The organism is Sphingomonas sp. GC_Shp_3 (assembly GCF_026540945.1).
GTDB lineage: Bacteria > Pseudomonadota > Alphaproteobacteria > Sphingomonadales > Sphingomonadaceae > Sphingomonas.
The window spans coordinates 85,153-97,014 of sequence record NZ_JALNUT010000002.1 but is presented as its reverse complement, the minus strand read 5'-3'; the positions used below and the strand labels follow the sequence as shown (position 1 = coordinate 97,014).

Sequence of the window (11,862 nt, the reverse complement as noted above, 5' to 3'; positions counted from 1 at the left end):
GGCAACCTCATACAATAAAGGTGCCGACCGGGTGGGTGGCCCGGCCGGCGTTTATAGAGACTTAGAACTTCACCGCGGCGGTGATCGTACCGTGGCGGCCGAAGATCGTCCGGCCGAGGAAGAAGCCGTTGCCGTTGGCGGCACCAACGGTGCGGACGTTACCCTCGGTCAGCGCGAGCGTATCGGTCACGTTGTCGACGGTCGCCTGGATCGAGAAGCGGTCGTTCACGTCGATCGACGCGCCGAGATCGAGCGTCTCGTAGCTGCCGAGCCGCTGCTGGTTCTCGATATCGGCGAAACGGTTGCCGATATGCGTGAACGTGCCGAACAGCCGCGCCTGACCGAACGCGCTGCGGAACGTATACGACGGGATCGCCGCGATCTGGAACTTGGGCTGACGGTTGACGTCGTTGCCCGAATTGGGCCCGAAATCCTTGAACTTGCCGTCCTGCACCACGCCGCGCACGGCGAGCTGGAAGCCATCCACCGGGCGCACCGCACCCTCGAACTCCAGGCCATAGGCGCGCGACCCTCCGAACAGCACGACGTTCTGCTCGACGCCGTTGATATTGCGGATGTCCTGGAAGATCAGGTTGTGGAAGCGGTTGTAGAAGCCGGTGAGGTACACGTCGTACAGCCGCGTCGAGGTCTTCAGGCCCGCCTCATACTGGTCGGCGGTCTGCGGCTTGATGTTCTGGATCGTGGTGGCGTTGCCGCGCAGATCGTCGAACTGCGGCAGCAGCGCGCCACGGTTGGCCCGCAGGAAGCCGTTGAGATTGCCGGTGAACGCATAATCCGCGCCCGCCGTCCACGACACCTGCGTCTTGCTGTAGCGTACCGTGGTGTAGGTGCCGTTCAGATAGGTCGCGCCGTTGTTGTACGCGGTGAGCGGATTGTTATCGAGATCGCCGGTCGAGCTGTTCTCGAACGTGTCGCGCAGCTTCACCCGCTCGACGCGGACGCCGCCGTCGAGCCGCAGCGCCCCCAGCTTCCATTCGTCGCTGACATAGCCGGCGATATTGGTGCTCTTGTAGCGTGCGTTGACGTCGTAGCTGTTGCCGCTGGTGAAGCCGTTGCGGGTCAGGATCGTGCCGTTGGCGAGGCTTGCGTTCAGCACGCGCGCCTGCGGTTCGAGCGCGAGCAGGATGTTGTTGCCGAGGTTCCACGTGTCGTGATCGAGGACGTGCGCGTAATAGCCGCCCAGCGTCAGCGTGTTGCCCTGGAACAGTTCCTTGGACAGCTTCAGTTCGTCGGTGAAGCTCTGGATATGCTTCTGCACCGTCCAGATGCCGGCCTGGATTGTCTGCTGGCCGGCGGTCAGCGCCTGGCCGGTGCCGGCATAGGTCACCGTGCCGGGGCCACCCGCCGAGGCGAGATAGTCCGCCACCGTCTGCGGGTTCGATCCGGTGAACAGCGCGTTGGTCTCGGACGTGCCCTTGGTGAAGTTGACGTTGTTCTGCACGGTGAAGCCGCCGCCCACGTCGTAGCTGAAGTTCGAGCCGAACGTGTAGAGGCGCGCGCCGCGCCCGCGCGACAGGTCGACCGCCTTCTTCTGCGTCGCGCCGCCGTTGATGGCGGGTCCGGTCTCGATCAGCGTATGCTCGATCTCCTTGCCGACCAATGTGTCGGTGCGCGCGTCGAAGCCGGCAAAGGTGCTGAACTTGCCGTTGTTTTCGACCAGCGGCATCGGCGTGTAGAACGCGTTCTGATCATCGAGGTAGCGGCCGTAGACGGTGAGCTTGCCGGCATCGAACTTGTGCGTGATGCTGCCGGTGAACTGCCCGCCGAGATCACCCTGGAAACCGGTGTGGCGGAACCCGTCCGAATAGCGGTAGAACCCGCCAAGCATATAGGTGGTGTTGGCGTCGATCGGGCCCTGCGCCACGACGTCGCCGCGATAGGTGCCCTCGGTCCCGTAGGTCGCGCGCAGCGACAGGTGCGGGTCCTGCGTGCCTTCCTTGAGGATGAAGTTGGTGGTCGCACCCGGCTGGCCGTTCGAGAAGATCGGGCTCGGGCCGCCACGCAGCACTTCGACGCGCTCGATCGTATCGTCGAGTCGGAACAGCGAGCTGTTCTCCATGAACGACAGCGCGGATGGCGCGATCAGCGGCGAGCCGTTCAGTTCGAGCGTGAGGAACGGCGCGTCGCCGGTGGACGGGAAGCCGCGGATGAAGACATTCGCGCCGGCATTGCCGCCTGAGCTTTCCACCCACAGGCCCGGCACGATCTTGAGCAGATCGGCGGTCGAGGTCGGCTGCACTTCGCGGATCTGTTCGGCGCTGGCGGTCGAGATCGAATAGCTCGCGTCGAGCTTGCGAAGCCCCTCGCGGTTGACGTTGCCGGTGACGACGATGTCCTGCATCGGCGCGGCATCGGCCGTGGCGGGCGGCGCGATCGGGCTGGTCGGCGTGGTGTCCTGCGCGGACGCCGGCGCGGCGCCGAGCGCGGTGCCGGCGAGCAGCGCGAGGGTGAGGGTGTGGGTACGGATCATTGGGGAAGTCCTCCTGATGGTCTTTTTGTTTTGGGGGCGGCGGTGCGCTGCGCGGCGCATGCTGCCGGCGCGCCGGGCAGGTGCCGGCGCGGGGACATTCGGGCGGGATGTACGCAGGCCCGGATGATTAGGGTGGGTGCGGGTGGCTCACATTCAGAACCGATAACTGGCGGAAAGGGTGACCGACCGCCCCGGGATCGGCCGCGCGAAGATCGCACCCGGCGCCTGCGAGCCAAGCGTGCGCGGATTGCCCTCGGTCAGGCCGATCGCATTGGTAAGATTGTCGGCGCTGGCCTGCACCCGCCACCGTGGCGACACGTCGAGCGTCGCGCCGGCATCCCATTTGAGGAAGCCGGGCAACAACTGCTGGTTCTGCACGTCGGACCAGCGATCCCCGATATAGGCGAGCGTGGTGAACAGGCTCGCCTTGCGCTTCGCCACCGCGAAGTCCCACGTCGGCGTGACGCGCCATTGCCACACCGGCTGGCGCTGCACGCGGTTGCCACTGAGATCGGTGCGGCCATCGTCGGTGAAGAACGCGCGGTAGCGCGCGTCGAGCCAGGTGCCGGTGAACGCCACCGACAGCGGCGGCGCCACCCGCCATGTCCCGTCCAGCTCCACGCCGGTCGCGTGCGCACCGCCGACCGAGGCGATCGGCGCGCCACTGGCGATCACCGTGGTGGCGAGCCCGTGGAAGGTGTTGCGGAACAGCGTCGCATACAGGCTGAGCGGGCCGGTCAGCTTCACCCCGCCCTCGATCGTGTCGATCCGTGGTGCGAGCGTGATGCCGTCGCGCAGATTGTCGAAGAACGGAAAGCTGGTGCCCCGGCTGAACCGCGCGAACGCGCCGAAACGGCGGGTCACATCGGCGTTCGCGCCGAGCGTCCACGACCATGCGCCGCCGCGATAGCGCACCGGAGTGCGCGTATCGGTGAACACCACGTCGGCATTGTCGTACAACGTCCGCGGATCGCCATCGAGGCCGCCTGCGCCCGCCGTCGTCGTATCGCGTGCGCTGCCGTCGACGCTGTGGCGCTGGTGCCGCACGCCGCCATCGAGCCGCAGCCATGCGCCAAGTTTGACTTCCTCGACCCCGTAGAAGGCGAGATCGCGCCCACGATAGCGCGCATCGACCAGGAAGCTCGATCCACTCGCGAAGCCGTCGCGCGTCACCACCGCGCCGTTCGCCAGCGTCATGTCGAGCCGCCGCGCCTGCGGCGTCGCGGTAAGCAGCAGCGTGTTGCCGATGTCCCAATGGTCGCGCGATCCGTAGCTGGTGGCGTACACGCCGACCGTTGCCTTGCTCGCGCCCGTCACCCATTCCAGCGTCGCGTCGTTGACCAGCGCGTCGATCCGCTTGTCCACCGTCCAGATGCCGGCACGCACCACCGCCTGCGCTGGCGATACCGCGCGACCGTCCGCCACGGTGACGAGGCTGGCGATCGTCCCGCCCATCCGCGCGGCATAGGCGGCGGCGCTTTCCGGCGGCAGATTGTCGGAGACGAGGCCGGTGGTATCGGCATCGCCGCCGAGCCAGCTCGCCTTGTCGCGCAGCGTCACCGTGTCGCCAAGCCGCAATTCGACATTGCCGCCAAGGTTGACGATCCGCGCGCCGCGCCCGTCGTCGAGATTGTAGCGCGCACCGTCGTTCCGCGTGCCGGTACGCGTATCCGGCCCGGCGAGCGTACCGGTGCCGGGGTCGAACCCCGGATACGCGCCGATGCTGCGCCCGGTCTGCTCGACCGGGATCGGCAGCAACCACTGGCTGCGATCGTCGAGATAGCGCGCGAACACCAGCACCGATCCGCGTGTGAGATCCTGCCGCAGATTGGCGGTGATCTGCCCGCCACGATCCGCCGCGAAACCGGGTGAGCGGATGCCGTCCCCGCGCGAGACATAGCCGCCGACCATGACGTGCGTGCGCGGGCCGATCGGCCCGGAAAGATAGGCATCGGCGCGCACCTCGCCATCGTCGATCACGCTGGTTTTGATGAGGCCAGCGAGCCGGTCGCCGCCCTCGCGCTGGATGACGTTGACGGTCGCGCCGGGCTGCCCGGACGCCAGCAGCGCGCCGGTGCCGCCGCGCACCGCCTCAACCCGCTGCACGCTTTCATCGATGCGGTAGAGCTGCGAATTCTCCAGGAACGACAGGGTGGCGGGTGGGAAATACGGCACCCCCTCGGTCTGGAAGGTGACGTATTCGGCATCGCCGCCCGACGGATAGCCGCGCACGAAGATGTTCGCGCCGTTCTTGCCGCCCGATGTCTCGATGGTCAGCCCCGGCACCAGCCGCAGCACATCGGCAGTGGCGGGCGCGCCGAGCTGGTCGATCGCGGTGCGCGGCACCGACGTCACCGCGAACGCCGCCGCCTGCCGCGTGCTGCCGCCGCCGGGGGTGCCGACCACGACGATATCGGCGATCTGCGCGACATCCGCCGGTGCGATCGCGGGCATGGGCGCGGCGGGGCGGTGTGGCCGCGTCGGCATCGGGACGGCTTCGAGTAGATAGGCGCCACCCGGGGCCGACCGCGCGCGAAACCCGCTGCCGGCGAGCAGCCGCGTCAGCGCGCGATCCGGGTCGATCCGCTTATGCACCGACGGCGCCCGTAACCCGCGCACCTGCGCGGGCGCGAACAGGATCTGCCGCCCGCTCTGCCGGGCGAACACCACCAGCGCATCGGCCAGATCGCCGGCGGGGATATCGAACAGCGGGGCAGGGCGTGGCGCGGCGTGGGTGGGCATCGCGATCAGGCACGCGGCGAACGCAAACGCTATCCATGATCCACGCCTCGCTCGCAGCGGCCCCGTCACGCGCGGGGCTCCCGACAGCAAAGACGCAGCGCCGTCAGAACTCCGAACCGGGCGGTGATATTTTTTCGCAGGCTTAGCGTGCGGAGATGACGATGCCATCGCGCGCGTCCTGTTCGACGCGCACCGGAAAGCCGGTGGCGAGCGCGCCGACGAAGGCGGACGCTCCGGTGGTGCGGAACGCGCCGGAAATCCGCAGTGCGCCCGCGCGGTCGTCCGCCAGCCGGATCGGGTGGGTACGATACCGGTTGAACTCGCCTACCGCCTCCGACAAGGGCGTGTCGGCGAATTGTAGGTGTCCGCTGCGCCAGCCGGTGAAGGCGACCGGATCGTCGAGCGTGCGAATGACGACATCGCTGCCCTGCACCGCCAGCAACTTGCCGGGCGCCAGCGCGACCGCTGAATCGTCGCTTTCGAGCGTGAGCTGCCCTGTGTTCGCGAAAGCCCGAACGCGGCCGGGGTCGGTCCGCACATCGAAAGTGCCCGCGCGCGTAGCGAAGTCTCGTCCGCCGGCGCTGATCCGGAACGGTGCATCGTCCGGCCTGATCCGGAACCAGCCTTGTCCGCTAAGGCTGGCGGCACGCGCCGTACCCCCGTACCAGACGGTGAGTGCGCTGTCGGTGTCGAGCGTCACCATCGATCCGTCCGGCAACGTCACGTCTGCCTGCTGGCCGATGCCGGTGCGGAAGGTTCGTGTAACGACCTGCGGCGCCGGCGTGGTCCACGCCCGGATGCCGAAGGCGGCAAGCGGCGCGCCTACCAGCACCAGCGCGCCCGCCGCCATCATTCCCCAACGCGGGCGCCGCGATCGTCCCGCCAGCATCGTGCGCGCGAGCGTCTGCTGGCGCAACGCAAGCAGCGGGCCTTCCTCCGCCAGCGCCTGCGCGCCCTCAAGCGCGGCCTGCACCCGGTCGTACGCGGCGCCATGGGCCGGGTTGGCGGCGCGCCATGCCACGAACGCGGCACGCTCACCAGCGCTGGCCTGCGGCAGCCGCGCGTGCCAATCGGCTGCCGTCTGCGATAGCTCCTCAGCGATGGCGCCAATCCTCCAGCGCAGCGGTGACGCGGGCGAGCGCCTTGGCCTGATGCTTCTCGGCGGCGCGCGTGGAAATGCCGATCGCGCGGGCGACATCCGCCATTCTCAATCCCTCCAGCACGCGCAGCACGAACACGTCGCGCGTGCGCTCGGGAAGCTCCAGCAACACCGCCTGCAAGCGATGCGCCGCCTCCCTGCTTTCCAAGACGCGATCCGGCGAAATCTCCGAACCGGCGATCTCGTCGTCGATCTCGTCATGCAGCCCGCCGCCGCGCACCGCACCGCGCCGCGCGCGATCCTTCAGCACGTTCGCGGCGGTCACGAAGAGGAAATGCTCGGGTTTTTCGATGCCGGCCGGGTCCGGCATACGGCTGAGGCGCAGGTACACGTCCTGCACCAGATCGGGTACGTCGGCCTTCACGCTCACGCGCCGTTCGAAGAACCGGCTCAGCGCGCGGTCGTAGGTCTGCGCAAGGCGCGTCAGCACCATGCGCCGATCCGTCACCGGATCGTCGACTGGCATCCTCCCGAACATGGACGTTCTCTCGCGTTCCATCGCCGTTGTGTGCCACCGGCGCGCTTGGCCAGCAAGCCCGGTGCGGCGGCTAATCCGGATCGCATCAGCGCCGCCGCCGGCGACCGGTCGGAGGCGACGTAAACCCCAGTTCGACGAGGTTGGCCACGCGCAGGTCCCGCGCCTGCACGGACGTGTCGCCGAGCACGACCGCGATGATCCGCACGCCACCCCGGTCCGCCGAGGTGACGATGTTGTAGCCTGAGTCCACGGTATAGCCGGTCTTGATCCCGTCCACGCCGCTGATCTTGCCAAGCAGGTGATCGTGGCTGGCGAGCCGATGCGACTGCCAAGTGATCGAGCGCGCGGAGAAGACCGGATACTGGCGCGGGTGGTTCTTCAGCAGCGCCACCGCGAGCCTCGTCATGTCACGCGCCGTGGTGAGGTTGCCGGAATTGGTCAGCCCGCTTGCATTCGCGAAGCTGGTGTTCCTCATGCCGAGCTGCCTAGCCTTCGCGGTCATCAACGTGGCGAAGCGGGCCTCGCTGCCGGCAAGCTTCTCCGCAATCGCGACCGCCATGTCGTTGGAGGACCGGACCGCCATTGCCGAGATCGCCGTGCGCACCGATACCGATCGGCCGGCAGGAACACCCAGCCGCGACGGGGGCTGTCGCGCGGCGTTACGGGAAACCGGCACCGCATCGTCGAGCCGCACCTTGCCCGCGTCGAGCGCGTCGAACAGCAGGTACAGCGTCATCATCTTGGTAAGGGATGCTGGATGACGCACCACATCGGGCTGTTCGGCATAGAGCAGCTTGCCGCTGGATACGTTGAACAGCATTTCCGACACCGGGCGCTCCGCCGCGCGTCGGGCGAGCGCGGGCTGTGCGGCCAGCGCAAGCGCGACGGCGGATGCTGTGGCGAACAAGCGTCCCGGCTGGACACGCGCTAAACAGAACATTGCATTTCCTGAACGATCACAACGGTATCGGTGGCAGACCCGACCTGAACGGGAGCTTGCGCCACATGGGGCATCACCGCAGTTTTCCAAAACGGAAACACCATGCGGACTGGGAAAATGCTTTCCGATCGACGCTTCGCGGCGCGCATCTCAGAGGCGTCTTGATCGTGGTTCGGGTATCGTGCGACACCCCCGCGCGTCCGCCGGACGCCATCCGCCATGACCTGGAGCCGCCGACATGAGCACCGACGACCTGATGATCGACACGCCCGACGGGCCGATGACCTTTGCCGAATGGAAGAAGAAGCACCCGGTGCAGGTTCCGTCGCGTCGCACCAAGGGCAAGGATCTGCCGGTGAAGGTGAAACGGTTTACCGACAAATAGAGCCGTCGCCAGACCAACGGCTTGGCGGGACTGGGTGTTCGGTTGCGGATGGCGGACCCGAGGTGCGTTTCGGCCGTTTCAACGGTGACATTTCGAAACGGAGTCTGCCATGCCCCATGAAACCCCCGTATGGTTCATCACCGGTTGTTCGACCGGGTTCGGCCGCGAACTTGCCAAACTCGTGCTCGAGCGCGGTCATCGCGCTGTCGTTACCGCGCGTGGAGCGGACCGTGTGGCGGATCTGGTGGAGCATGCGGGCGATCGCGGGCTGGCGCTCGATCTCGACGTTGCCCGGCAGGATCAGATCGATAGCGCCGTCGCCACCGCCAAGGCACATTTCGGCCGCATCGACATTCTCGTCAACAACGCGGGCTACGGCTACCAAAGCTCGGTCGAGGAGGGGGAAGACGCCGAAATCCGCGCGCAATTCGACGTCAACGTCTTCGGCCTGTTCGCGCTGACACGCGCCGTGCTGCCGATCATGCGCGAGCAGCGTTCCGGACATGTCATCAACATCACTTCGGTCGGCGGCCTGATCGGCTTTGCCGCCTCCGGCTATTACGCCGCGACCAAGCATGCGGTCGAGGGGCTGTCGGACGCGCTTGCGGCCGAGGTCGGGCCGCTGGGGATCAAGGTAACCTGTGTCGAACCGGGGCCGTTCCGCACCGATTGGGCGGGCCGCTCGCTGAAGCAGACCGAAAGCCATATCGCGGATTACGCCGACACCGCCGCTGCGCGGATGAAGACGACCAGCGGCTACAGCGGAAATCAACCGGGCGACCCGGTCCGTGCGGCGCAGGCCATCATCGACCTTACCGAGCGCGCGGAAGCGCCACGCCACTTCGTGCTTGGAAAGTTCGGCATCGATGCCGCAACCGCGAAGCTTCGGGAGCGTATCGAAGAGATCGAAAGCCAGCGTGCCGAAAGCCTTGCAACAGACTTCCCGGACGCCGCACAGGATTGAAGCGCTGCCCCGCTGCTGGGCTCGCCACAACGGGCTCGGCAGTTTGGTAGCGCCATCAACGGGCGGGGTTCTATAACCCCGCCCGAGACGCAAATGCTGGCAGTGGCGCCATTTTTCGGGGTTGACCCAAGCTCTGGTAGATGACAGCTTCGATAAAGATAGCGCTACCAATAAGCGGAGAGGGAACCTGTGAAGCGATCGATCATCGCGCTGCTCGCGTCTGCGAGCATGCTGAACTGTGCGTGCGCGGTACAGGCGCAAACTTTGGCGGTGACCCCGGCGCAGACGCTGGAGACGCAGGGCCTGAGCGTCATCGTTGACCAGAACCAGTTCAGCCCGATCTTCTTTGACGAGAAGAATGCCGGCATCCAGATCGTGCTGCACGGCGACCGGATCGCCACCGATGGCGCCATTCGCCTCGACAAGACGCCCGAGCAGTGGGCGCCGGTACCCGCCTTCATCAGCCGCACGCTTGGCAGCGAGCCGAACCAGGTGGTGGTGCGCTCCGCCTACAAGGCGCAGAACCTTGCCTACAACGTGAAGGTCACGGCCGAGGGCGAGGGCTTCCGCATCGCGGTCGATCTCGATCAGCCGCTGCCCGCCAGTCTGGCGGGCAAGGTCGGCTTCAACCTGGACTTCCTGCCGTCAGCGTATTTCGGCAAGACGTATCTGATGGACACGGCGCCCGGCCTGTTCCCGCGCCATCCCACCGGCCCGATGGCGAAGGACGGGTCCGGTGATCCGCTGCCGATGGCATCGGGCGGCAAGTCGCTCACGCTCGCGCCGGAGGACCCACTGACGCGCGTCACCATCACCTCCGACAAGGCGCCGCTCGCGATCTACGATGCCCGCAATCGCGCGCAGAACGGCTGGTTCGTCGTGCGGTCGCTGGTGGCTGCCGGCGCGCGCGAGAATGCGATCGTGTGGCACGTCCGCCCCAATGTCGAGAAGAACTGGGTGCGTCAGCCGGTCGTGTCGTTCAATCAAGCGGGCTATACGCCGGATCGCCGCAAGGTCGCGATGATCGAGCTCGACCCCAATTTCAACGCGCCCAAGGAAGCGGAGCTGGTCAAGCTCACCGCCGATGGTGGCAAGCAGTCCGTGCTGCGCGGCACGCTGACCCCGCGCGGGCGCTGGACGCGCTACAATTACGCCGCGTTCGATTTCTCCAGCGTGCGTGAGCCGGGCGTCTATGCCATCTCCTACGCAGGCGCCACGACCAACCCGTTCCGGATCGCTGCCGACGCCTACGGCCACATCTGGCAGGCCTCGCTCGACACCTTCCTTGCCGAACAGATGGACCATATGGGCATTCGCGAGCAGTATCGCGTGTGGTCGGCACCCTCGCACCTCGACGATGCCCGCCAGGCGCCGGCGAACCATGTGCACTTCGACGGCTACAAGATGGGCCCCAACCTGGATTCTCCGTTCAAGGCGGGGGAGCATATTCCCGGGCTGGCGGTGGGCGGCTGGCAGGATGCCGGCGACTATGACATCCAGACGCCGGAGAATGCGTCGGTCATCCGCGATCTGGTGTGGGCGCGCGAACTGTTCGGGCTCGACTGGGACGAGACCAGCGTCGACGAAGCCGCGCGCGCGGTCGAGATCCGCAAGCCCGATGGCGTCGAGGATGCGGTGCAGCAGATCACCCACGGCACGCTGCAACTGCTCGCCCAGTACAAGACGTTCGGCCATGCCATCGTCGGCATCGTCGATCCGACGCTACGGCAATATGCGCATCTGGGGGACTCCGGCTCGCAGACCGACGGCCTGCTCTACGATCCCGCGCTGAAGCCGGACGAGCGCAAGGACGGCGCGTCCGGCAAACCCGATGATCGGTGGGCGTTCACCACCGATCTTCCGGCGAACGACCTGTCGATCGCGGGTGCGTTGGCGAGTTCCAGCCGCGCGCTTTCCGCAAGCAACCCGGCGCTGGCGGCAGAGGCACTTTCCGCGGCCAAGGCGCTGTGGGCAAAGCAGCAGAACGGGACGATCAAGGGCGGCGACGGACGTGACGATTCCACCTCGCCGCGTTCGGCCGAGAACGCCAATGTGGTCGCCACGGTCGAACTGCTCATCACCAGCAAGGGCGATCGCACCTATGCCACGCGGCTGCGGCAGTTGCTGCCGGTGATCCGCCAGCACTTCGAATGGGTCGGCGGCGCGGCGGTCCGCGCGATCCCGTTCATGGACGCGGATTACCGCCAGCAGCTTGCGCCGCTGGTGCGGGCGATGAAGGCGAAGGTGGATAGCACCGTCGTCAACAACCCATTTGGCGTTCCGATCAGCGAGGGGTCGTGGGCCGGGTCCAACCAGGTGGTGAGCTTCGGCACGACCATGTATCTGCTGCATCAGGCGTTTCCGGAACTGGTCGGCACCGAATACACGCTGAACGCGATCGATTATGTGCTGGGGCGGCATCCGGCGAACAATCTGTCGTTCGTCTCCACCGTCGGCACTGCGTCGAAACTGATCGGCTACGGGCACAACCGCGCCGACTACAGCTTCATCCCGGGCGGGTTGGAGCCGGGCATGTTGATCGTCAAACCGGACTTTCCGGAGGTAAAGACCGACTGGCCGTTCCTGTGGTTCGAGAACGAATATACCGTCAGCACCACGTCCGCCTATATCCTCGCGGCGCGCGCGGCGATGGCGGCGACCACCGAAAAGCCGTAAGCCGGCAAGGGTGGTGAAGCCGGTTCA

The 11,862-nt window shown here is 66.8% G+C and carries 8 protein-coding genes; 3 read left to right on the top strand and 5 right to left on the bottom strand.

Annotated elements, in window-relative coordinates; translation table 11 throughout:
• Window positions 1-61 precede the first annotated feature (61 nt).
• From OXR00_RS06215 to OXR00_RS06195, 5 genes are all read right to left on the bottom strand, one after another.
• A complete protein-coding gene (locus OXR00_RS06215; protein ID WP_267387245.1) occupies window positions 62-2,491 on the bottom strand; it encodes a TonB-dependent receptor in 2,430 nt (809 codons plus the stop codon).
• Between the two features lie 153 nt (window positions 2,492-2,644).
• On the bottom strand, window positions 2,645-5,302 hold the full coding sequence (locus OXR00_RS06210) for a TonB-dependent receptor (RefSeq protein ID WP_267387244.1): 2,658 nt from the start codon (window positions 5,300-5,302) through the stop codon (window positions 2,645-2,647).
• 73 nt (window positions 5,303-5,375) lie between these two features.
• Complete coding sequence (locus tag OXR00_RS06205; RefSeq protein WP_267387242.1) at window positions 5,376-6,431, bottom strand: FecR domain-containing protein; 1,056 nt, start codon at window positions 6,429-6,431, stop codon at window positions 5,376-5,378.
• Window positions 6,328-6,870, bottom strand: a complete 543-nt coding sequence (locus tag OXR00_RS06200; protein WP_267387241.1) for a sigma-70 family RNA polymerase sigma factor — start codon at window positions 6,868-6,870, stop codon at window positions 6,328-6,330. The genes OXR00_RS06205 and OXR00_RS06200 overlap by 104 nt, the downstream gene beginning before the upstream one ends.
• A gap of 85 nt (window positions 6,871-6,955) precedes the next feature.
• On the bottom strand, window positions 6,956-7,810 hold the full coding sequence (locus OXR00_RS06195) for a D-alanyl-D-alanine carboxypeptidase family protein (protein WP_267387240.1): 855 nt from the start codon (window positions 7,808-7,810) through the stop codon (window positions 6,956-6,958).
• Window positions 7,811-8,048: 238 nt separating this feature from the next.
• On the opposite strand from OXR00_RS06195, the gene OXR00_RS06190 reads away from it, so the two are divergent.
• From OXR00_RS06190 to OXR00_RS06180, 3 genes are all read left to right on the top strand, one after another.
• Window positions 8,049-8,195 (top strand): hypothetical protein, encoded by a 147-nt coding sequence (locus OXR00_RS06190; protein ID WP_242151496.1) that lies wholly within the window; start codon window positions 8,049-8,051, stop codon window positions 8,193-8,195.
• A gap of 109 nt (window positions 8,196-8,304) precedes the next feature.
• A complete protein-coding gene (locus tag OXR00_RS06185; protein WP_267387239.1) occupies window positions 8,305-9,159 on the top strand; it encodes an oxidoreductase in 855 nt (284 codons plus the stop codon).
• A gap of 189 nt (window positions 9,160-9,348) precedes the next feature.
• A complete protein-coding gene (locus tag OXR00_RS06180) occupies window positions 9,349-11,835 on the top strand; it encodes a glycoside hydrolase family 9 protein (RefSeq protein ID WP_267387238.1) in 2,487 nt (828 codons plus the stop codon).
• Window positions 11,836-11,862 lie beyond the last annotated feature (27 nt).